Origin of the sequence: Pseudoflavonifractor gallinarum, assembly GCF_014982855.1 — a bacterium.
In the GTDB taxonomy this organism is placed as follows: domain Bacteria; phylum Bacillota; class Clostridia; order Oscillospirales; family Oscillospiraceae; genus Pseudoflavonifractor_A; species Pseudoflavonifractor_A gallinarum.
Window position 1 is genome coordinate 52453 of record NZ_JADCKF010000008.1, and the last position, 22644, is coordinate 75096.

Annotated in this window: 21 protein-coding genes; 15 read left to right on the forward strand and 6 right to left on the reverse strand. The window is 63.5% G+C overall.

The window, feature by feature from the left end:
- Nucleotides 1-194 precede the first annotated feature (194 nt).
- Genes infC through rplT form a run of 3 tightly spaced genes read left to right on the forward strand, consistent with a single transcriptional unit; the run spans nt 195 to nt 1410 of the window.
- Nucleotides 195-755 carry a translation initiation factor IF-3 gene (infC, locus tag INF37_RS09735; RefSeq protein WP_207724933.1) on the forward strand — a complete coding sequence of 187 codons (561 nt, stop codon included), beginning with the start codon at nt 195-197 and terminating at the stop codon, nt 753-755.
- A gap of 57 nt (nt 756-812) precedes the next feature.
- A complete protein-coding gene (rpmI, locus tag INF37_RS09740) occupies nt 813-1016 on the forward strand; it encodes a 50S ribosomal protein L35 (protein WP_101692753.1) in 204 nt (67 codons plus the stop codon).
- Nucleotides 1017-1053: 37 nt separating this feature from the next.
- Complete coding sequence (gene rplT / locus INF37_RS09745; RefSeq protein ID WP_087259349.1) at nt 1054-1410, forward strand: 50S ribosomal protein L20; 357 nt, start codon at nt 1054-1056, stop codon at nt 1408-1410.
- A gap of 62 nt (nt 1411-1472) precedes the next feature.
- Here rplT and INF37_RS09750 read toward each other — a convergent pair whose 3' ends face one another.
- Entirely contained in the window at nt 1473-2000 is a 528-nt protein-coding gene (locus tag INF37_RS09750; protein ID WP_186963721.1) for a ferritin-like domain-containing protein, read from the reverse strand.
- A gap of 139 nt (nt 2001-2139) precedes the next feature.
- On the opposite strand from INF37_RS09750, the gene trhA reads away from it, so the two are divergent.
- The 4 genes from trhA to INF37_RS09770 all read left to right on the forward strand — a co-directional run bounded on the left by trhA (nt 2140) and on the right by INF37_RS09770 (nt 7014).
- A complete protein-coding gene (gene trhA, locus INF37_RS09755; RefSeq protein ID WP_101693954.1) occupies nt 2140-2889 on the forward strand; it encodes a PAQR family membrane homeostasis protein TrhA in 750 nt (249 codons plus the stop codon).
- Between the two features lie 114 nt (nt 2890-3003).
- Nucleotides 3004-3873 carry an NAD(P)-dependent oxidoreductase gene (locus tag INF37_RS09760; RefSeq protein WP_186963722.1) on the forward strand — a complete coding sequence of 290 codons (870 nt, stop codon included), beginning with the start codon at nt 3004-3006 and terminating at the stop codon, nt 3871-3873.
- 381 nt (nt 3874-4254) lie between these two features.
- On the forward strand, nt 4255-6156 hold the full coding sequence (locus INF37_RS09765; RefSeq protein ID WP_193538029.1) for an LTA synthase family protein: 1902 nt from the start codon (nt 4255-4257) through the stop codon (nt 6154-6156).
- Nucleotides 6157-6249: 93 nt separating this feature from the next.
- Complete coding sequence (locus INF37_RS09770; RefSeq protein WP_328821066.1) at nt 6250-7014, forward strand: glycoside hydrolase family 25 protein; 765 nt, start codon at nt 6250-6252, stop codon at nt 7012-7014.
- A gap of 44 nt (nt 7015-7058) precedes the next feature.
- Here INF37_RS09770 and INF37_RS09775 read toward each other — a convergent pair whose 3' ends face one another.
- Both INF37_RS09775 and INF37_RS09780 read right to left on the reverse strand, forming a co-directional pair.
- Complete coding sequence (locus INF37_RS09775) at nt 7059-7565, reverse strand: hypothetical protein (RefSeq protein ID WP_193538031.1); 507 nt, start codon at nt 7563-7565, stop codon at nt 7059-7061.
- A 267-nt stretch (nt 7566-7832) separates the two neighbouring features.
- A complete protein-coding gene (locus INF37_RS09780; protein WP_193538033.1) occupies nt 7833-8000 on the reverse strand; it encodes a hypothetical protein in 168 nt (55 codons plus the stop codon).
- Nucleotides 8001-8134: 134 nt separating this feature from the next.
- On the opposite strand from INF37_RS09780, the gene INF37_RS09785 reads away from it, so the two are divergent.
- The 6 genes from INF37_RS09785 to INF37_RS09810 all read left to right on the forward strand — a co-directional run bounded on the left by INF37_RS09785 (nt 8135) and on the right by INF37_RS09810 (nt 18002).
- Complete coding sequence (locus INF37_RS09785) at nt 8135-11071, forward strand: acyl-CoA dehydratase activase (RefSeq protein WP_193538035.1); 2937 nt, start codon at nt 8135-8137, stop codon at nt 11069-11071.
- A 28-nt stretch (nt 11072-11099) separates the two neighbouring features.
- A complete protein-coding gene (locus INF37_RS09790) occupies nt 11100-12419 on the forward strand; it encodes a 2-hydroxyacyl-CoA dehydratase (RefSeq protein ID WP_101692747.1) in 1320 nt (439 codons plus the stop codon).
- Nucleotide 12420: 1 nt separating this feature from the next.
- A complete protein-coding gene (locus tag INF37_RS09795; protein ID WP_101692746.1) occupies nt 12421-12954 on the forward strand; it encodes a GNAT family N-acetyltransferase in 534 nt (177 codons plus the stop codon).
- Between the two features lie 186 nt (nt 12955-13140).
- Nucleotides 13141-14499: an MATE family efflux transporter gene (locus INF37_RS09800; protein WP_235964289.1), complete on the forward strand. Its 1359-nt coding sequence runs from the start codon at nt 13141-13143 to the stop codon at nt 14497-14499.
- A gap of 37 nt (nt 14500-14536) precedes the next feature.
- Nucleotides 14537-15352 (forward strand): hypothetical protein, encoded by an 816-nt coding sequence (locus INF37_RS09805; protein ID WP_101692744.1) that lies wholly within the window; start codon nt 14537-14539, stop codon nt 15350-15352.
- Nucleotides 15353-15620: 268 nt separating this feature from the next.
- On the forward strand, nt 15621-18002 hold the full coding sequence (locus INF37_RS09810) for a phosphoketolase family protein (RefSeq protein WP_101692743.1): 2382 nt from the start codon (nt 15621-15623) through the stop codon (nt 18000-18002).
- Nucleotides 18003-18076: 74 nt separating this feature from the next.
- Here INF37_RS09810 and INF37_RS09815 read toward each other — a convergent pair whose 3' ends face one another.
- The gene (locus INF37_RS09815) at nt 18077-19450 is read right to left on the reverse strand and encodes an MATE family efflux transporter (RefSeq protein WP_193538037.1); all 1374 of its coding nucleotides are present in this window, start codon (nt 19448-19450) and stop codon (nt 18077-18079) included.
- 343 nt (nt 19451-19793) lie between these two features.
- On the opposite strand from INF37_RS09815, the gene INF37_RS09820 reads away from it, so the two are divergent.
- Nucleotides 19794-20381 (forward strand): DUF3793 family protein, encoded by a 588-nt coding sequence (locus tag INF37_RS09820; RefSeq protein ID WP_193538039.1) that lies wholly within the window; start codon nt 19794-19796, stop codon nt 20379-20381.
- A 33-nt stretch (nt 20382-20414) separates the two neighbouring features.
- Entirely contained in the window at nt 20415-20840 is a 426-nt protein-coding gene (locus tag INF37_RS09825) for a flavodoxin (protein ID WP_101692740.1), read from the forward strand.
- 325 nt (nt 20841-21165) lie between these two features.
- Here INF37_RS09825 and INF37_RS09830 read toward each other — a convergent pair whose 3' ends face one another.
- Both INF37_RS09830 and INF37_RS09835 read right to left on the reverse strand, forming a co-directional pair.
- Nucleotides 21166-22326, reverse strand: a complete 1161-nt coding sequence (locus INF37_RS09830; RefSeq protein ID WP_193538041.1) for an MFS transporter — start codon at nt 22324-22326, stop codon at nt 21166-21168.
- A gap of 153 nt (nt 22327-22479) precedes the next feature.
- Entirely contained in the window at nt 22480-22635 is a 156-nt protein-coding gene (locus INF37_RS09835; RefSeq protein WP_180956920.1) for a hypothetical protein, read from the reverse strand.
- Between the last annotated feature and the right edge of the window lie 9 nt (nt 22636-22644).

The window sequence follows — 22644 nt, forward strand, 5'->3', positions numbered from 1 at the left end:
AGTCTCTTTTCGCATTTTCCCGTTGACAAGCGCCTTGAATCCTGCTATACTGATCAGGCACAATAAAGCAGAACGGTCCCCGTCCTCACCTCCAGCACAGAGCGAAGAGGTTGATAGCGTTGCAGAACACGCCGGAATTCCGGCGGTGTTTTTCGTGCGATTGCGGGTACCGGGCTGGTAGCCGCTTTTTTGTTTTGCTTATTGAGAATGGGAGGTGCTGTCGTATCAGCAACAAGGGTCATCAAATCAACGAAGAAATCCGCGACAAGGAAGTCCGTCTGGTCTCTGCCACCGGCGAGCAGCTTGGTATCATGTCTGCCCGGGAGGCGCTGGAGAAGGCCATGGAGGCCGATCTGGACCTGGTGAAGATTTCCCCCACCGCCGTCCCCCCCGTCTGCAAGCTCATGGACTACGGTAAGTTCAAGTTCGAGCAGACCAAGCGGGAGAAGGAAGCCAAGAAGAATCAGCGCGTCGTGGAGATCAAGGAAGTCCGCATGTCTCCCAGCATTGACGTGAACGACTTCAACGTCAAGCTGCGCAACGCTCAGAAGTTCCTGGGCGAGGGCAACCGCGTCAAGGTCACCGTCCGCTTCCGCGGCCGTGAGATGGCGCATACGGACATCGGCAAGAATCTGCTGGTGAAATTCGCGGAGGAGTGCGGCGAGGTCGCCACGTTGGATAAGGAGCCCAAGCTGGACGGACGGCACATGTCCATCTTCCTCTCCCCCAAGACCGCGAAGGAGACCAAGAAGTAAGAGGGCTTCCTTCTTACCTGTATCCTGGATATTGTTAAAGTAAAGGAGATCACTACCATGCCTAAGCTGAAAACCCACAGCGGCGCGAAGAAGAGATTCAACCTCACCAAGACCGGCAAGGTCAAGCGCGCCCACGCCAACAAGCGTCACCTGCTCAACGGTCACGGCAAGACCACCAAGCTGAAGAGAGGCCTCCGTGCCGGCGCTTACGCGGACAAGACCAACGAGCCCGCCATCAAGCGTCTGATCCCTTATAAATAAGAACTTTTTACTCATTGATATAGGAGGCTAATCTACAATGGCTAGAGTTAAAGGCGCGATGATGACGCGCAAGAGAAGAAATAAGACCCTGAAGCTGGCGAAGGGCTACTTTGGCGCGAAGTCCAAGCACTTCAAGATGGCCAAGGAGCAGGTCATGAAGTCCCTGGTGTACGCTTACACCGGCCGCCGTCTGAAGAAGCGCGATTTCCGTCAGCTCTGGATCGCCCGCATCTCCGCCGGCTGCAAGCAGAACGGCATGAACTACTCCACCTTCATGAACGGCCTGAAGAAGGCTGGTGTGGAGATCAACCGCAAGATGCTCTCCGAGCTGGCCATCCACGACAAGGCTGCTTTCACCCAGCTGACCGAGCTGGCCAAGAGCAAGCTGGCCTAAGATTCGATCGAAAAACCGGAACTCCGTCTGGAGTTCCGGTTTTTTGTTTGTCTGTCTCCCGATTACCTGCGCCGGTCCATGTGCTCCTGCCACCGCTGGCGGAAGAGCTCCAGATGGCACCGCTCATCGGCCAGAATCCGCCGCAGATTGGCCCGCACGTTCTCGTCCCCGATCCAGCGGGCCTGGTTCTCGTAGATCCGGATGGAGGCCTCCTCCGCCCGGACGGCGGCCTGCAATAAGGGACCCATCATCCGGTTATACTGATTGTACTCGGGCGACCACCAGACCCGCCGGCCCCGCTGTACGCTCCACAGGCGGGGCTCGCCCCCCAGCTGCACCGCCAGCGCCCCGAAGATCTCCAGGTGGTGGAGCTCCACCATGGCCACCTCGTGGAAGGTCTGGGCCAGCGCCTCCTCCCCGGCGCACACCAGCTGGTCATACAGATACAGGGACGCCGCGGACATCTCGGACGTCCCGCCCCCCATGTTGCTCAACATGGCCCGGGCATAGCGGAGGTTTCTGCCCTCCACCCGGATCTCCGGATAGGGCTCCGGCGCGCGGAAGGCCGCGGCCACGCAGATCATTTCCATCGGTACCCCTCCCTTCCTTAAATCTAATTTTAAATATTATATCTAATACTCCTGTTGACTATTTCTTGCGATGCGTGTTATACTAACCATAGCAGAGGCGGTGTACGCCTTTCAATCTATGCGTGATCGGGTGACTTTTATGAACCATGAACATATCCTGCCTGGCGATTCCTCCAAGCTCTACTACCACCCCGCTCCCCGCCGGAAGCGGATCTCTGAACAGGGCCGGGACCCCTACGACGGCCTGCGCCCCTGGTCGGCCATCACCCACGGTGCGGGCGCCCTGCTGGGCGTGGTGGGCACCGTGGCTCTCCTCCTGCGCGCCTGGGCCCTGGGTCTGGACGCCTGGCATGTGGTGTCCTTTCTGATCTATGGGCTGTCCATGATCGGGCTCTATACGGCCAGTACCCTCTACCACTGCGTCAACACCAGCGTCAAGGGCCGCATCGCCCTGCGCAAATACGACCACACCTCCATCTATCTCCTCATCGCCGGGTCCTATACCCCCATCTGTCTGGTCCCCCTGCGGACCTACGGTCTCTGGGGCTGGGTCCTCTTCGGGGTGATCTGGGCGCTGGCCCTGGCGGGCTTCGCGCTGGCGGTGGCCTGGATCGACGCCCCCCGCTGGGTGACCTCCGGGCTGTGCCTCTTCATGGGGTGGATGGCGCTGGTGGCCCTGGTCCCCCTCACCCAGGTGCTCCCCGCCGCCGGATTTTTCTGGCTCCTGGCGGGCGGTGTGCTCTACTCGGTGGGCGGCGTGCTCTACGCGGTCAAGTGGCCCGGCCGGAACAACCCCCGCTTCGGCTGTCACGAGATCTTCCACGTGTTCATCCTGCTGGGCAGCGTCTGCCACTTTATCCTCATGTACCAGGTGGTCGCTTTCCTCTAAGTTGATCCTGCACCAAGGCCGCAGTCCGATGGACTGCGGCCTTTTCCTTCCGGTTGACAGACCGGACCGGGAGGCACTATACTGAATACAAACTCATCCAAGGAGGTCCTCCCTATGGCACATATCGCATGGATCGGCGCCGGTGTGATGGGACGCCCCATGGCCGGCCATCTGGCCGCCCACGGACACAGCGTTTCCGTCTATACCCGCCGTTTTGAAACCCTCTCTGAAGTGGCGGCCCAGTATCATCTGACCCCCTGCTCCACCATCGCCCAGGCGGTCCAGGATGCCGACGCCATCTTTGTCATGGTCGGCTATCCCCGCGACGTGGAGGAGGTCTTTACCGGCGCGGAGGGCATCTTTGCCCACGCCAAGCCCGGCGCGCTGGCCATCGACATGACCACCTCCTCCCCCGCGCTGGCCCAGCGGCTCCACGCCCTGGGAAAGGAGCGGGGCATCCGCGTGCTGGACGCCCCGGTCTCGGGCGGAGACAGCGGCGCCCGCAACGCCTCCCTCTCCATCATGGTAGGGGGCGACGAGGCCGACTTTGAGGCGGCCGCCCCCTTCTTCGCCTGCATGGGCAAGAGCATCCACTACATGGGCCCCGCCGGGGCCGGACAGCACACCAAGGCCGCCAACCAGATCGCCGTGGCGGGGGCCACCGCCGCCTATACCGAGGCGCTGGTCTACGCCCAGCAGGTGGGGCTGGATCCCCAGGCCATGCTCCAGGCCATCGGCGGCGGAGCGGCGGGCTCCTGGCAGATCGCCAATATGGCCCCCCGGGTGCTCAAGGGCGATTTCGCCCCCGGCTTTTTCATCAAGCACTTCATCAAGGACATGCGCATCGTCCAGGAGGAGTGCCGCAGCCGCGGCGTGGACCTGGAGATGCTCAACACCGTCTGCGCCCTCTATGAGAAGATGGCGGAGGACGGCCTGGAGAACGAGGGGACCCAGGCCTTGATCCAATATTACCAGTCCCGCTGAACACTTCTCAAAAATGCAAGCATTTTTGAGAGCGGGATGCAGTCCGCGGCGCGCACTCGCTGGCGCTCGCACACTTGCGGCCTGAGTAGAGTGTTTTCCGACGTACATGCCGCCGGAAAACACGATTTGACTTGATTCTGCCGTCTGCGGACGGCAGAACTCTGCGAGGCTCTTGCAGCAGAACGTAAGAACATGTGCTGGATCGCCACTCTTCCCCGGCCCCGATCTTCGGATTTGGGCCGGGGCTTTTTTCGGGCGCTTCTGGGTGCTTTTTCTGTTTTTGTGTCTCTTTGCCATTGACAAATGCCATTTCCTCCGCCTACAATGGGAAAATACTTGCTCAAACGCGATATTCCAGCCAGAAAGGATCGGATGTGCCCCGTGACCCGTGATCGTATGCTCCGCTTCTGGCGGGGACCGTGGAGACGCAATCCATGGCTCCGCCTTCCCGTCATCGGCTTTGCCCCGCTGCTCCTCCTCTACCTATGCCAGCTCATCACCTTACAGGGTGCACCGGAGGCCGCGGCCTGGATGGACAGCCATGTGCAGGCCGTCTTTTTTACATACTGCTTTCTCTTTTTGCTCCAGCAGCTGCTCCTGCTTCTGACCCGGCGCTTCTTCGCGGCGGCGGCCATACTCACGCTGCCCCTGCTCCTCTTCTCCATCGCCAACCACTTGAAGGAGGTCCTCAACGGCGCCCCCATCCTGGCCAGCGACCTGGCCATGACCGGGCAGGCCGGGCAGATCGCCGGATTTCTCCGCCCCGGGATGGAGCTGGGTACGGCCACCTGGCAGGGGATCGGGCTTGCCCTCCTCCTGCTGGTGCTGGCCTTTCTCTTCTCCAAGGGGGAGCCCTCTCCCCGCTGGAACCGGCTCCCCCGCCGCCTGGGCTGCCTGGCCCTGACCCTCTCCCTGCTGGGCAATCTCCTGTGGATGCCCGGCTCCCGCGCCCTCCTCTCCGGCCCCGAGGGGGAGAGCCAGGGGGAGCGCAACCAGCGCTTGGGCCTGCTCTCCGGCATGTACAGCGCCCTGTGCGAGAGCGCCATGGAGGCCCCCGATGCCTACACCGAGAACAACCTCAACCGCATCCTCCTCCAGCTGGAGGCCGCCCAGGAGCCCGCCGACCCCCAGGCCCAGCAGCCCAACATCATCCTCATCCTGTCGGAGAGCTTCTTCGACATCACCACCCTCCCCGGCATCACCTTTGCGGAGGACCCCATCCCCAACTTCCACGCCCTCCAGCAGGAGGCCGCCGGGGGGACCTTCCTCTCCTCCGCCTATGCGGGGGGCACCGGGAATGTGGAGATGGAGCTCTTCACCGGCGTCCCCTCCGCCTTCCCCGGCGCGTCGGAGAGCCTCACCACCCTCAGCGACCGCACCGCCTACTCCCGTCTCCCCTCCCTGGTCAAGGCCCTGGAAGGGCAGGGCTATGAGACCGCCATGGTGCACTCCTACAACGACAGCCTCTACAACCGCGCCTCCAACCTGCCCGCCATCGGCTTCGACCAGCTGGTGTACGATGAGGACTTCACCGTGGAGCCCCGGTATGCGGGCGGCTACCTCTCAGACGACACCCTGGCCGACCAGCTCCTTACCCTCTTCGGGGAGAAGGGGGACGCCCCCCTCTTCCTCTACGGTCTGACCATGGAGAACCACCAGCCCTATTACGACGGGAAATTTTCCTCCCCCTCCGGGATAGACTATACCTGTCCCAGTCTGACCGGAGCCGACCTGGGGGCCCTGGACTCCCTGATCCACGGCCTCCACGACGCCGACGCCATGCTGGGCAAGCTGGTGGACGCCCTGGAGGACTGCGGGGAGCCCGTCCTCCTGGTCTTCCTGGGGGACCACCTGCCCGGGCTCTCTCTGGGCACTTCAGACTCCATCTACTCCAAGCTGGGCTACTCCTCCTCCCCCAACACCGAGGACTGGGACACCCAGGAGCTCTTCCGGATGCACCAGACCTCCTATGTGGTGTGGAACAACTACGGCGCGGAGCTGGAGGCCCCCGACCTGGTGAGCGTCTCGGGCATGGGAACCCAGATCCTGGACTGGGCGGGGCTCTGGAAGCCCCTCTGGTTCACCTGGGTGGACCAGGCCGGTGAGGACATGCTGCTCTACCGGGAGCGGCTCTTCGTGGACGGCGCGGGGACGGCCTACGCCGCTCCGCCCGAGGAGAGCGCGGAGACCGTCTCCATCTACCGCTCCCTGGTCTACGACATCCTCTACGGGGAACACTATATTGCGGAGGAGCTCACCTGCTACACCCCTGAGCGGGAATAAATTCCATCCCCCGGCCCTTGCCAAAGGGACCACAGCCCGCTATGATAGGGGAGAAGCGCAAGCAACCCAACCGAACAGGAGGCTCGTTTTCCGGTGCGCATTGTGAAATCTGTTTTTCGTATCCTGCTGCGGCTCATTCTCATTGCGGCCGCTCTGGCCGCCCTGGCCGCGCTCACCCTGGCCTTTCTCCGCTGGCGGGGCTACATCCTCCTGCCGGACGAGGTCCATCCCCCCGAGTGGCAGGTCTTCGGCGTGGATGTGTCCACCTACCAGGGGGAGGTGGACTGGACCTCCCTGGCCGGGCAGGGGGTGGACTTCGCCTTCATCAAGGCCACCGAGGGCAGCGGCCTCAAGGACGTGCGCTTTGCGGAGAACTGGAGCGGCTCCCAGGCCGCCGGCATCCGCCCCGGGGCCTACCATTTCTTCAGCTACGACAGCCCCGGCGAGACCCAGGCCCAGAATTTCATCGAGACCGTGCCGGTGACGCCGGGCTCCCTCCCCCCGGTGGTGGACATCGAGTTTTACGGCTCCTATCTGGATGAGCCTGCCGACGCCGCTTCCACCAAGGCCATTCTGGACCCCCTCCTGGAGGCGCTGGAGGAGCACTACGGCGTCAAGCCCATCCTCTACGCCACCTACCGCTCCTACCAGCTCTATCTCTCCGGGCGGGAGTATCAGGACTACCCCCTCTGGATCAGCAGTCCCCTGGTGGCCCCCCTGCTCCACGACTGGGACTTCTGGCAGTATAGCCACGCCGCCCGGCTGGAGGGCTATCAGGGCCGGGAGCAGCGCATCGACCTGAACGTCTTCCGTGGCAGCCGGAAGGCCTTCGATGCCTTCGGCCTGCCCACTGCATAATAAGAAAACGGCCCTCCGGCTTGTTGCCGGAGGGCCATTCTTTTTTACTGTATCTGCACGGTGCTCTCGTCTATATAGACGCTGCCTTCCCATCCCGACTCCTGCGCGTCTCCGTACACGGCCACCCCTTCCTGGGGGGTGAGGGTGTACTCATAATAGACATGGGCTTCGTCGCTCTCTCCCGGGAGGAGCACCGTGGTCTCCGTCTGGGCCTCTGTCACCACGTCCACCGACCGGTGCGCGCCCCAGTCCATCCAGCGGGAGATCTGCCGGGCCCCGGAGTAGATGGAGGCCGCTACCAGAACGCACAGCACCGCGCCCACCGTCCACCGGGTCCGCCGGTCCGGCCGGCGCCGCTGGTCCGACACGCCGCACAGCCGCGCCGCCAGCTCCTCCGGCGTGCCCCACTGCTCCATCAGGCGCGCCTCTCCCTCCGCCCCCGCTTCCGCCAGGGTGCGCTCGTAATAGGTCACCAGGCGCTCGGCCTCCGCCCGATCCACCCGGAGGATCAGGGCATTCCACAGCCCCTGCAAATAGGCTTCCTTCGTCATATTTCCTTTCCTCCCGCTGTCCTGTGGTTGTTCGGTGCTATCATATAATATCCCCGGCCCACAGACAAGGCTCCCTTCTTTAAAATCGGATTAAAAATCAGGCTGTCAAAAAAGCCGTTTGCCCTGCAATCCGCTCTGTCCTGCCTGCATGGAAAAGCCCTCGGCAGAGTTTTGCCGCCCGCAGGCGGCAAAAGAACGTCCAAATCTGTTTTTTCCGGGGACATACGCCTCGGAAAAAACTCTGCTCAGGCCGCAAGTGTGCGAGCGTCAGCGAGTGCATGCGGCGGCCTGCATCCCCCTCGAAAAAATGCTTGCATTTTTGAGAAGCGTGTCGAACTGTTTCGACACGCTGTCCGGATTTACCGCCTTGTCGACCAGCCCCTCTCCCACCCGGTTATCTTTGTCTATCCTGCACAATTCCAAATTCATTTCCAACACCGGAACATCCTGTATTCCCGCTTTTAGGGGTTGTAAAATGAAAAATTTTGTACTATTATGTAAGTTACGTGTATTTCATATTTTCCGAGCGGGGCCGGTCCGGCCCCGGGAACATGAAGGAGATTTCGGCTATGAGCCTGCGCATCGGCATTGATATCGGCTCCACCACCGTCAAGGTCGTGGTGCTGGATGAATCCAACAAACTGCTCTTCCGTTCTTATGAGCGGCACTACTCCAAGACCCGCGAGCGGGCCTGCGAGACCCTCCACTCCATCGAGGACCGATTCCGGGGCCAGCAGGTCAAGCTGGTCATCACCGGCTCGGCCGGCTTGGGCGTGGCCAAGGCCAGCAACATCGATTTCGTGCAGGAGGTCTACGCCACCGCCGCCGCCGTCCGGGAGTACTACCCCGCCACCGACGCCGTCATCGAGCTGGGCGGCGAGGACGCCAAGATCATCTTCTTCGGCGGCGCCCTGGAGGAGCGCATGAACGGCTCCTGTGCCGGTGGAACGGGTGCCTTCATCGACCAGATGGCCACCCTGATGAACGTCACCGCGGACGAGCTGGACCGGCTCTCCCTCCAGCATGAGAAGATCTACCCCATCGCCTCCCGCTGCGGTGTGTTCGCCAAGACTGACATCCAGCCCATCCTCAACCAGGGCGGGCGGAAGGAGGACGTGGCCGCCTCCATCTTCCAGGCCGTGGTGGACCAGACCGTGGCCGGTCTGACCCAGGGCCGGGAGCTCAAGGGGACCATCGTCTTCCTGGGCGGCCCCCTGCACTTCCTCATGGGCCTGCGGGAGCGCTTTGTGGAGACCCTCCACCTGGACGGGGAGCACGCCATCTTCCCCGAGGACGGCGACTGCTTCGCCGCCATTGGCGCGGCCCTCTGTGCCGACGAGTACCGGGAGCGCCCCTTCGAGGAGGTCCTCAAGCTGCTGGAGGAGAGCGTGGACGCCAAGACCACCGTGGACACCATGCCCCCCCTCTTTACCAGTGAGGCCGACTACGCCGCCTTCCTGGAGCGCCACAACGCCAACCACCCGCCCAAGGCCGACCTGGAGACCTACGCCGGACCCGCGTGGCTGGGCATCGACGCCGGCTCCACCACCACCAAGATGACCCTCATCACGGCGGACGGCGGACTGCTCTACACCTACTACCACTCCAACCAGGGCAACCCCGTGGCCATCGTGCTGGAGCAGCTGCGCAAGCTCTACGAGCTGTGCGGGGACCGCATCCAGATCAAGGGCGCGGCGGTCACCGGCTACGGCGAGGCCCTCATCCAGAACGCCTTCCGCTGCGACCTGGGTCTGGTGGAGACGGTGGCCCACTACAAGGCTGCCGCCCACTTCAACCCCGACGTGGACTTCATCATCGACATCGGCGGCCAGGACATGAAGTGCTTCAAGATCCGCAACGGCGCGGTGGACTCCATCATGCTCAACGAGGCCTGCTCCTCCGGCTGCGGCTCCTTTATCGAGACCTTCGCCAAGGCCCTGGGGTATGATATCGCCTCCTTCTCCAAGCTGGGGCTCTTCTCCCCCCGCCCGGTGAACCTGGGCTCTCGTTGTACCGTGTTCATGAACTCCTCCGTGAAGCAGGCCCAGAAGGACGGCGCCAGCGTGGAGGACATCAGCGCGGGACTGTCCATCTCCATCGTGAAGAACGCGGTCTACAAGGTCATCCGGGCCGCCTCGGCCGACGACCTGGGCCGCCACATCGTGGTGCAGGGCGGCACCTTCCTGAACGACGCCGTGCTCCGGGCCTTTGAGCAGGAGCTGGGCCGGGACGTGACCCGTCCCACCATCGCGGGCCTCATGGGGGCCTTCGGCGCGGCCCTGGCCGCCCGGGACCTCCATCTGGAGCGCTCCACCCTCCTGACCCGGGAGGATCTGGCGTCCTTCACCCACACCGCCAAGCCCGTCACCTGCGGCCTGTGCACCAACCACTGCTCCCTCACCGTCAACCAGTTTGACGGCGGACGCAAGTTCATCTCGGGCAACCGCTGCTCCCGCCCCCTGGGCAAGGAGAAGACCCAGCTGCCCGACCTGATGAATTTCAAGTACAAGAAGCTCCGCTCCCTCCAGGGCATGGGCGAGGGGGACGGCTCCCGGGGCCGCATCGGCATCCCCTTCGGCCTGAATATGTACGAGAACCTCCCCTTCTGGTTCACCTTCTTCACCAAGCTGAACTTTGAGGTGGTCCTCTCCCCCGAGTCCTCCCGCAAGCTCTACCTGAAGGGCCAGCGCACCATCCCCTCGGACACGGTGTGCTACCCCGCCAAGCTCCTCCACGGCCATGTGGAGGCCCTGGTGGAGGAGGGGGTGGACGCCATCTGGTACCCCTGCATGTCCTACAACAACGACGAGGGCATCGGCGACAACCACTACAACTGCCCCGTGGTGGCCTACTACCCGGAGCTGCTGGCTGCCAACGTGCCCTCTCTGAAGAAGACCCGCTTCCTGGACCCCTATGTGGGCCTGTGGCGGCACAAGGACTTCATCAAGCGGATCTCCGCCCTCATGGAGCGGGAGTTCCAGATCCCAAAGCGGGAGACCCGCATGGCCGCCCAGGCGGCCTACACCGCCTACGAGAACTACCTGGACGTGGTGCGGGAGACCGGCAAGGAGTACATCGAGTACGCCCGGGCCCACGACATGCCCATCCTGGTCATGTGCGGCCGCCCCTACCACATCGACCCGGAGATCAACCACGGCATCAACGACCTCATCACCTCCTTCGGCTTCGTCCTGGTCACCGAGGACGCCCTGAGCTATCTGGAGGGCTACGCCCCCCGGAAGGTGCTCAACCAGTGGACCTTCCAGAGCCGGATGTACAACGCCGCCCGCTATGTGTGCACCCAGGAGGACATGCAGGCCATCCAGCTGGTCTCCTTCGGCTGCGGCACCGACGCCATCACCACCGACGAGCTGCGGGACATCCTGGAGGAGGGCGGCAAGCTCTACACCCAGCTCAAGATCGACGACATCAGCAACCTGGGCGCTGTGACCATCCGCATCCGTTCCCTGATGGCCGCCATCGAGGCCCGGAAGGCCCGGCAGTGAACCTCACCCCATCGAAAGGAAGCAAGCTATGGCTGAATTAGTATACGATAAGACCGGGCGGCTCCTCTTCACCAAGGAGATGAAAGAGGAGTACACCCTCCTCATGCCCCAGATGCTCCCCGTCCACTTCGGCATGATGGCCCGCCTGCTGGAGCGGGAGGGCTTCAAGGTGGAGACCCTCAACACCTCCGGCAAGAGCATCGTGGACGCCGGACAGAAGTACGTCCACAACGACACCTGCTATCCCGCCCTCCTGGTCATCGGCCAGCTCATCGACGCCATCCAGAGCGGGCGGTACGACGTACACAAGGTGGCCCTCCTCATCACCCAGACGGGCGGCGGCTGCCGGGCCTCCAACTACATCCACCTGCTGCGCAAGGCCCTCAAGAAGGCGGGGCTGGAGTTCGTCCCCGTGGTGTCGGTCAACCTCTCCGGCCTGGAGAAGAACCCCGGCTTCCAGCTGACCCTCCCCTTCATCCGCAAGGCGGTGTTCGCCATGATGTACGGCGATATCATCGTGCAGACCTCCAACCAGGTCCGCCCCTACGAGGTCACCGCCGGGCAGACCGACGCGGCCATCGAGTCCTGCATGCAGCGCCTCCTGGACGGCATGGACCAGGGCAAGGGCCTCTCCTACCCCCAGATGTGCGAGAACTTCAAGTGGATCGTCCAGACCTTCCGGGACATCCCCGTCCAGGGGGAGCCCAAGGTCCGTGTGGGCGTGGTCGGCGAGATCTACATCAAGTACTCCCCCCTGGGCAACAACAATCTGGAGCAGTTCCTCCTCTCCGAGGGGGCCGAGCCCGTGGTGCCCGGCCTCACCGACTTCATCATCTTCAAGATCAACAACCGCGAGGTGGACGTGGATCTCTACGGCGGCAAGTGGATCAAGAAGAAGGTGTGCGAGCTCTTTGAGAACTATGTGAAGAAGTGCCAGCGGGCCATGATCGCCGCCATGAGCGCGGGCGGCTTCCGGGCGCCGGGCACCTTTGACGACCTGCGCCGCCTCATCCGGGGCTACCTGGGCGAGGGCAACAAGATGGGCGAGGGCTGGCTCCTCACCGCCGAGATGCTGGAGCTCATCCACTCCGGCACCCCCAACATCGTGTGCACCCAGCCCTTCGGGTGCCTGCCCAACCACATCGTGGGCAAGGGCATGATCCGCAAGCTGAAGGACGACTATCCCCTGTCCAACATCGTGGCCATCGACTACGACCCGGGCGCCACCAAGATCAACCAGGAGAACCGCATCAAGCTCATGCTGGCCAACGCCCGTGCCCTGGCCAAGGAGGCCGATTCGGCTTCTCACGCCCCGGCCGGGGAAGAGCGGGTACCCGTGGAGGCCTAAGATGGATGAGCTGCACTTTGTGGACGCCTGCACGGAGGAACACTTCCGTGCCATGAGCGCCATCCACGCCCGGGGCTGGCACGACACCTACCCCGGCTATGTCCCCGAGGACTACCTGCGGGACGTCATCACCGAGGACCACTGGGTCCCCATCTTTCGGGAGGACCACCGCACCGGGAAGTGCCACGGACTGCTCCTCTACCGGGGAGACACCCCGGTGGCCTGCTGCAATTACGGCCCCGCCCGGCTCTCCCTGCCCAGGGACGCGGCCTATTCCGGCTGGGGCGAGGTGTGCTCCTTCTATGCCGAGCCCGCCGAGATCGGCCGGGGCTACGGCTCCATGCTGATGGAGGAGACCCTCCGCCGCCTGAAGGCGGACGGCTTCGCCTCCTGCTTCGTGCTGGTGCTGGAGGAGAACGCCCGGGCCCGCCGGTTCTATGCCCGCCACGGCTTCGCCTGGGACGGCACCCACAAGGACATCCCCTTCCCCCACGACATGATCTGTGTGGACCTGCGGTATACCAGAACCCTGTAAGGGGCCTTCCCGGTTGACTTTTCCTTCCTTTTCCCTTATAATAAACGTGTAAGTTTAAATACTGGCTGTGCTGATTTTGCCCCGTCGTCCCCCCGCACAGCCTGTGACAGAAGCCGGACAGCGGGTTTTCCCATGGAAAGCCCGCTGTTTTTGTCCATCTGTCCCAATGGAAAGGAGGATTCCCCCTTGTCTCCCAGCGAAAACAAGATGGGCGTCATGCCCGTCCGTCCCCTGCTGCTCACCATGTCCTGGCCCATGATGCTCTCCATGCTGGTCCAGGCCCTCTACAACATGGTGGACAGCATGTTTGTGGCACAGCTCAACAGCGACGCCTTTGTGGCCCTCTCCCTGGTCTTTCCGGTGCAGAGCCTGATCACCGCCATCCAGGCCGGTACCGGCGTGGGCGTGAACACCATGCTCTCCCGCCGTCTGGGCCAGAAGCGGCCCGAGGAGGCCAGCGCCGTGGCCTGCCACGGCTATTTCCTCTACTTCCTGTGCTGGGTGGTCTTTCTCACCCTGGGCATGCTCTTTGCCCGTCCCTTTATGGAGCTCTACTCCGATGTGCCCCGGGTCATCGAGTACGGCGTGACCTACCTGCGCATCGTGGTGCTGTTCTCCCTGGGTTCCTGCATGCAGTTTGCCGCCGAGCGGGTCCTCCAGGCCAGCGGCAACTCCATCGGCCCCATGGTGATCCAGGGCGTGGGGGCCATCGTCAATCTGATCCTGGACCCCATTCTGATCTTTGGCCTCTTGGGCTTCCCCCGTCTGGAGGTGGCCGGCGCGGCCATCGCCACCGGGCTGGGCCAGGTGGTGGGCATGGTCATCGGCCTGGTCATGGTGGCACGCAGCCCCATCGTCCACGTCTCCTTCCGGGGCTTCCGCCCCCAGGGGGCCATCGTGGCCGACATCTACCGCATCGGACTGCCCGCCATCGTGATGCAGTCCCTCTTCACCATCATGACCCTGGGGACCAACAAAATCCTGGCCCTCTTCTCGGATACCGGCGTCTTCATCATGGGGGCCTATTTCAAGGTGCAGTCCTTCGTGTTCATGCCCATCTTCGGCATGAACAACGGCCTCACCCCCATCGTCAGCTACAACTACGGGGCCAAGCGCCCCGACCGCATCCGGGAGGCCATCCATTTCGCCCTGCTGATCGGCGGAGGCATCATGCTGCTGGGAACGGCGGTCTTCCTCCTCTTCCCCGGGGCGCTGCTGGGCTTCTTTGACGCCGACGCCGCCACCCTGGCCGCCGGCATTCCCGCCCTGCGCATCCTGTGCCTCTCCTTCCTCCCCGCCGGGATCTCCATCCTGCTCAGCTCGGCCTTCCAGGCCCTGGGCGTGCCCTCCCTCAGCCTGGGCCTGAGCCTGCTGCGGCAGGTCATCCTGATCTTCCCCCTGGCCCTCCTGCTGGGCCTTGCGGCGGGCGCGGGGGCGGTCTGGTACGCCTTTGTCATCGCCGAAGCCCTCCCCTGTATCGGCGCGCTGGTGCTGTATCGCTGGTTTTCCAAGACCAAGATCGACGCGATCTCCTGCCAGCCGTAACACCTGTCTCTTCTTGGATTGTGAGGTTGATTTGTACTTGCGTCATTCCCTTCTCTGCCTGAGCGCCTCCCTGCTCCTGCTCGCCTCCTGCGCCGCGCCCACCCCTCAGAGCAGCTTCCCGGCGGCGTCCTCTCCGTCCGCCCCAGCCCAGGACGCTCCCCTGACCGCGGAGACCCTGGACGGGTGCGCCGTCTCCGATCTGGAGACCTTTCTCGCCCTGGACGGCCCCGGCGCCCTCCTGCTGGGCCAGGTCCCCGAGGCCGGACTCACCCTCTACGGGCTCAACCCGGGCCTGGGGGGCGGGGTGATCCTCCGGCAGGAGGAGGACCTCTTCCCCTTTGACCAGCGCTTTCTCCCCGACGAATCGCCCCGCCTCCCCGATCTGTGGTGGGCGGACTTTGACGGGGACGGCTCCTCGGAGCTGGCCGTCAACTATCTGACCTTAAACACCACCGACCAGCACATCTTTGAGCTGCATCTCTACCGCCCGGAGGAGGACGGCTGGACCGACACCGCCCTCCGGGCCGAGGACTGGGTGTCCACCCTGGAGGACACCGTCGGCTATCAGTTCGACCCCATCTCGGGCGGGGTGTCCCTGACCGCGGAGGAGAGCTCCCTCCTCTACTATCTGGAGGATCTGCCCGACCCCGACCCGGCCCAGCCCCTCACCTTCCAGGGGCAGACCTATTTCCGGGAGGAGGACGGACGCATCACCGCGGTCTTCGGCATCGGCCTGCGCCTGTCCGGCGAGGAGGAGCCCTTCTACTTCGCCCGGCTCCTGGCCGACGTGACCTATGACGGCGCCTCCTTCTCCCTGTCCCGCTTCACGCTGGAACCCAGCTACGGCGTATAGCTCACTCTCTGCCACTTCGTCCCCCTCTGCCCCTCCGGGCGGAGGGGGATATGTCTTTATATGACATTGGCGTTTTTCCCACTCTATGGGCACTTTTGCTGTCCTTTCTCCCGCATTCCCCTCTTTAAATCGTGAACTTTATCCATTTTTCTTGACTTTTTCTCAATTAAGCATATAATAACAGCGTAATAAGCGAAATAAGGAGGTCGTTATCTTGGCTCGAAAGGCAGCAACCACAGCAAAAGCTGTTGCTAAAACATCCACCCGCATGTCAAAGAAGGGGCCCCTCACCCCCGACATGCTGCGTAAGATCGACGCCTATTGGCGGGCCGCCAATTATCTGGCCGCCGGACAGCTCTATCTGCTGGATAACCCCCTGCTCCGGAAACCCCTGCAAAGCGAGCACCTCAAGAAGACCATTGTGGGCCACTGGGGTACGGTGCCTGGGCAGAACTTCATCTACACCCACCTGAACCGCATCATCACCAAGTATGACCTCAACATGATCTACCTCTCCGGCCCGGGCCACGGGGGCAACGCCATGGTGGCCCAGACCTATCTGGAGGGTACTTACAGCGAGATCTATCCCAACATCAGCCAGGATCTGGAGGGCATGAAGAAGCTCTTCAAGCAGTTCTCCTTCCCCGGCGGCATCGCCAGCCATGTGGCACCCGAGACCCCCGGCTCCATCAACGAGGGAGGCGAGCTGGGCTATTCCCTGGCCCATGCCTTCGGCGCGGTGCTGGATAACCCCACCCTCATCGCCGCCTGCGTGGTGGGCGACGGCGAGGCCGAGACCGGCCCCCTGGCCACCGCCTGGCACTCCAACAAGTTCCTCAACCCCGTCATTGACGGCGCGGTGCTCCCCATCCTGCACCTCAACGGCTTCAAGATCTCCAACCCCACCATCTTCTCCCGCATCACCCATGAAGAGGTGGAGGATTTCTTCAAGGGCTGCGGCTGGACCCCCCGCTTTGTGGAGGGGGACGACCCGGTCAAGATGCACCAGCAGATGGCGGCCGCCCTGGACTGGGCCGTGCGGGAGATCGACCGCATCCAGCAGAGCGCCCGCACCACCGGCGACACCACCCGTCCCCGCTGGCCCATGATCGTCTTCCGCTCCCCCAAGGGCTGGACCGGCCCCAAGGAGGTGGACGGCCTGCGGGTGGAGGGGACCTTCCGTGCCCATCAGGTGCCCATCTCCATCGGCGAGGACCACCCGGAGCACCTGAAGCTGCTGGAAAACTGGCTCAAGAGCTACCATCCCGAGGAGCTCTTCGACCGCAACGGCACCCTCATCCCCGAGCTCCAGGCTCTGGCCCCCAAGGGGGACCGGCGCATGGGCGCCAACCCCCACGCCAACGGCGGACTGCTCCTGCGGGACCTGCGCATCCCCGATTTCCGGGAGTACGCCGTGGACGTCCCCGCCCCCGGCGAGGTCAAGGGCGAGGACATGACCGAGCTGGGCAAATTCGTCCGGGACATCCTCAAGCTCAACGCCGAGGCCCGCAACTTCCGGGTCTTTGGCCCGGATGAGACCATGTCCAACCGGCTGGGCGCCGTGTTCCACGAGACCAACCGCTGCTGGAACGCCGAACGCACCGACCGGGATGAGTACCTGGCCCCCGACGGGCGCATCATGGACTCCATGCTCTCCGAGCACATGTGCCAGGGCTGGCTGGAGGGCTACCTCCTCACCGGCCGCCACGGCATCTTTAACAGCTACGAGGCCTTCATCCGCATCGTGGACTCCATGTTCGCCCAGCACGCCAAGTGGCTCAAGGTCTGCGCCCAGCTCCCCTGGCGGCAGGACATCGCCTCCCTCAACTACGTCCTCTCCTCCAACGTCTGGCAGCAGGACCACAACGGCTTCACCCACCAGGACCCCGGCTTCCTGGACCATGTGGCCAACAAGAAGGCCGACGTGGTGCGCCTTTACCTCCCCCCGGACGGGAACTGCCTGCTCTCCTGCTTCGACCACTGCATCCGCAGCCGGAACTATGTGAACGTGCTGATCACCTCCAAGCACCCCCGTCCCCAGTGGCTCACCATGGACGAGGCCATCAAGCACTGCACCCACGGCATCGGCATCTGGCAGTGGGCCTCCAACGACCAGGGGTGCGAGCCCGACGTGGTCATGGCCTGCTGCGGCGAGACCCCCACGCTGGAGACCCTGGCCGCCGTCACCATCCTGCACAAATACCTCCCGGAGCTCAAGATCCGGGTCATCAACGTGGTGGACCTGATGAAGCTCCAGCCCCATACGGAGCACCCCCACGGCCTGACTGCCGAGGACTACGACGCCCTCTTCACGGTGGACAAGCCCATCATCTTCGCCTTCCACGGCTACCCCACCCTCATCCACGAGCTCACCTACCGCCGCCACAACAAGCGCCTCCACGTGCGTGGCTACAAGGAGGAGGGCACCATCACCACGCCCTTTGACATGCGGGTCCAGAACGACATCGACCGCTTCCACCTGGTGGAGGACGTGGTCAAGCGTCTGCCCCAGCTGGGCAACCGGGGCTCCTTCCTCATCCAGCTCATGAAGGACAAGCTGGTGGAGCACAAGCAGTACATCATCACCAACGGCATCGACATGCCCGAGGTCCGGGACTGGAAATGGAACGGCGGCAAGGGGATCTATTGATCTGGATGCCCGCCGGGACAAAATAACAGGCGGGGACGCTCTCCCAAACGGAAGAGCGTCCCCGCCTTTCTTTTTTAGTCGTTCGGCTCCAGCAGCTGCTTGCGGCACCAGCTCCTGCCGTGCCAGCGCCAGAGGAACAGCCCTGCCCGGATCAGCTCATCCAGCGCCATGGCGATCCAGAGCCCGGCCAGGCCCATCCCCCACACCACGCCGAAGAGGTAGCTTCCGCCCACCCCCACGATCCACGCGGCGATGATGCAGATGGTCACCGGGAAGCGGATGTCTCCGCAGGCCTGGAGGGAGCGCACCATCACCATGTTGACCGCCCGGCCCACCTCCAGTGGGATCTCGATGAGCATGATGGTCTTGGCCAGGGCCAGGACCTGGGGGTCCGAGGTGAAGATGCGGTAGACCGGCTCACACAGGACATAGAGCACCACCGAGACCGCCGTGGACACCCCTGTGGAGATGAGCACGGTGGTCTTGACCTGCCGGTCGGTCCGGGCGATCTCTCCCCCGCCCATCAGCCGGGCCACCACCACCTGGCAGGCCTGGGACATGGCCGAGCCGAAGAGGTAGGTCACGTTGGCGAACATGGTGGCGTACACCCGGGTGTTGACCACGAAGGCCGGGAACACATTGCACACGGTCTGCACCCCGATCTGGGACAGGTTGTAGGAGACCGACTCGCCCCCGGTGGGGATGCCGATGCGCAGCAGCCGCCGCAGCTCCTCCCGGGGGAAGGGGCGCAGATATTCCAGACGGAGCACCGGTCCGAAGCGGACGCGGAAGAGGGTGGCAATGATGATCACGCCCATAACCCGGGAAATGCCGCTGGAGATGGCCGCCCCCGCCACCCCCAGGGCGGGCAGCCCCACCGCCGGGATGCCGTTGATGAGGATGGCGTTGCCGCCGATGTTCAGGCAGTTCATGACCACCGAGACGGCCATGGTCTCCTTCATCATCTGGCTGCTGCGGAAAAAGGCGGTAAAGGTCAGATAGACCGCCTGAAAGACCATGCCCAGACCGATGATGCGCATATAGAGGCAGGCCTCTTCAAACATGACCGCCTGGACCCCCATCAGCCGGAAGACCCAGGGGCTGAAGAGCAGCAGGAAGAGGCTCACCGCCAGCCCGAAGACCAGATTGGCGGCCAGGGAGACCGCGTAGATCTGGTTGACCTTTCGGGTGTCCCGGGCGCCGATGTACTGGGAAATCAGGATCATGGAGGCGGTACACACCACGGAAAAGACCAGCAGCAGCAGATTGGTGATCTGGTTGGCGTTTCCGATGGCCCCCACCCCGTTGGGATCGTGCCAGCCCACCATCATCTGGTCGGCGTTGCCCACCATGAGCTGGAGGAGCAGTTCAATAAAAATCGGCCAGGTCAGGGCCAGGATCTGACTGGCCCCGCCCCGCCCGGATGTACGTTGGGAATCGTGTTTCATAGGGTCATCCTCTCTCAAATCAGGTACCGGACAGAGTCTGGAGGGAGACCTTCGCCCGATGCAGTAGACACTATTATAGAGCCTGCCTTCTCCCCGGTGCAAGGCGGAGTACTGCACACAATTTGCACGCCCCCTCCCCCATCCTTGCACGAGATACACAGAATATCTTTTCTGCGATTTTTGCAGAAACTGAAAAATTACCCTTGACAGATCGCTTCCCCTGTGCTATTCTCATACATGTAGTTAGTCTTAGCTAACTAACAAGTTCCTGGACGGGGGCCATTCCCCCGCTTCTCTTTCCCTTTAGGTTAGCATAAACTAACTATCAAAAAGGAGTGTTACCATGCATCCTCAATCCGCTGCGTTTGAACGGGCCCTCGCCTTTCACTGTGCCCCCGCCCTCTCGGGCGCTGCGCCGGCCAACCTGGTCTCTCTGGCCCGGAGCGAGTATCCGGATCTGCCCGCCCTGCTCGCCCGCTACGGCCGGCGGCTGGAGCCCCTGGGCATCCGGCTCTTCCCCCTGTGCCAGTGTGACCGCCGGTGGCTGCTGCTGGTCTTTCGCCCGGCGCTGCTGCGCCAGGCCCTGGCTCCGGTCCAGGTGCGGGCGTGCCTGCTGCGCTGCGGCTACCCGGCCGGCGGAACTCTGGCGGAGCAGCTGGAGCTGCTGCGGGGCCGGGTCTCCCACGGCGCGGGCTTCCCCCACGAGATCGGGTTCTTCCTGGGCTATCCCCTGGCGGATGTGCTGGGCTTCCTGGCCCTGGGGGGCGAGTGCTGCCGCATGAGCGGATACTGGAAGGTCTACGGTGACGTGGCCTATGCCAGGGGCTGCTTTGCCCGATTCGACCGGTGCCGGGACCGGCTGTGCCGGGGGCTGGCCGACGGGACGCCCCTGCTGGAGCTGCTGCAAACACAGCGAGCGCAGGCTGCATAAGGATACGCTTACATCAAAGGAGGTCGTTTTGACATGCAAATCGCGGTAATCTACTGGACCGGTTCGGGCAACACGGAGGCCATGGCCCAGGCAGTGGCCGAGGGCGCCCGGAATGCCGGTGCGGATGTATCCCTCTTCCAGGTCTCGGAGCTGACCGCCGCCGACGCCGCCAAGTATGAGCGTCTGGCCCTGGGCTGTCCCGCCATGGGGGCCGAGGTGCTGGAGGAGAGCGAATTTGAGCCCTTCTTCACCGAGCTGGAGTCCAAACTCAGCGGAAAAACAGTGGCCCTCTTCGGCTCCTATGGCTGGGGCGACGGGCAGTGGATGCGCGACTGGCAGGAGCGCACCGACCAGTCGGGCGCACAGCTCTGTCAGGACGGCCTGATGGCCCACGAGACCCCCGACGAGGCCGCTCTGGCCCAGTGCCGCTCTCTGGGTGAGGCGCTGGCCAAGTCCTGATTTTCTTCTGTTTTCTCCCTACTCTCTCTTTTCTCTAAACTTCTTTTCTCCAAACTTTCTTTTCTCCAAACTCTGCGCGGGAAACCCGGGCGGCGGTCTGAGACCTCCGCCGCCCGGGGCCTCCTCCCTCCCACCCAAGTGGGACGCCCGGAGCAGGCGAGCCTATGGGCTTCGGCTGGCCTGTTCCGCGCATCCTCCTTCGGTCTACACCTATTTCTCTCTTTTCTCCAAGCAGCAAACGACAGAAGCAGACTCCCCCCGGTGCTGGGCACACCGGGGGGAGTCTGCTTTTCAAAAATGCAGGCATTTTTTCGAGGGGATTTGCTCACTTGACCACTCGGGCGCTCCGGCGCAGCTCCCCTGCCGCGCACAGCACCACCGCACACAGGCAGAGTCCGCCCCCGGCCAGGAACTGTGCCGCGGCCCCCTCCCCCGGGAAGAGGGGCACAAAGGCCCCCACCAGGTAGGGAGAGAGAAAATAACCCACGTTCAGCACCGTGAGCACCAGCGCGGTGGCCCCCGGCAGGGTCTTCTGGGGGGCGGTCTCGGTGAGCTCCAGCATCAGGCAGGGGTTGAAGAGGGCGATCCCCGCCGCCGGGGCGCACACCGCCAGGACCGCCGGGAGCAGGCCGATCTGGAGCCCGGCCAGCAGGTAGCCCCCGCCCATGATCCCAAGGGCCCAGGCAAAGGTATACCGCCCCGTCCGGCGGTAGATGGGGCCGAACACAAAGGCCAGCAGCCCCGAGAGCACCGAGGCCACCGCCGTCACGATCCCCGTGAGCTGGGCGGTCCCCAGCCCGTACCCCTCGATGTAGAGGGAGGCCTGGGTCACATTCACATAGTAACACACCGCAAAGACAAAGCCGATGACACTCAGGCGCAGGATGGCGGGGACGTTCCACCCCTCGCATCCGCCGCCCGGCTGTCCCTCGCGCCGCCCTTCCACCGCATCGGTGGGCAGCAGGCGGATGGTCAGCACCAGGGGGATCAGATTCAGGGCAAAGAGGAGGTACACATTGTACCAGTGCAGGTCGGCCAGCACTCCTCCGGCCAGCACCACCGCAATGCGCCCCAGCTGCATGATCCCGGCGGTGGCCCCCATGACCCGGCGGCGCTCCTCCCCCTCGTAGTACATGCTCACCAGGAGCGGATAGAGGGTGGAGCCCATGCCGTAGGCAATGCCCATCATGGCGCTCCCCACCAGCAGCACCGGCAGGCAGGCCCGCCCCACATAGCTCAGCGCGCCGCTGAACAGGTAGATGGAGAGCCCGGCCACGGCCAGGTGCTTGCGGGCAAAGAAGCGGGTCAGCAGCGGCACGCCCAGGATCCCCGCAATGCCCATCAGGTTGGGCAGGGTCAGCAGGAGCTGGAGCACCGGCTCGGGCACCCCCGGAAAGGCGCTCAGCAGTCCGCTGACCGCCACCGAGGGGGCCAGATAAATCAAATTGACAAAGCAGATGGCATAGATGGGGAGCTTGCGTCTCATAGCAGTCGTCCTTTCTGACAGGTGAAGTGTTATTATATCCCACCCATCCGGGAAAGGCAAGGAAATCTTCCCCTTCTGCCCGCAAAAGCGCAAACAGACACGTTATACATAGCCGGATGCGCCTGCCGTGGCAGCCACGGCAGGCGCATCCTTTTAATCTTCTTTCTTTTTTCTGGTCCAGAACAGCAGGTTCATACCGATCACCACCAGGGCCGTGGCCGCCATGGCGGCCCAGAAGCCCAGGTTGATGCCTGCCCACTCGGTGGTCCCGAACAGGTCGAGCCAGAGCTTTGTCCAGTGGATGGTCATAGCATTTCC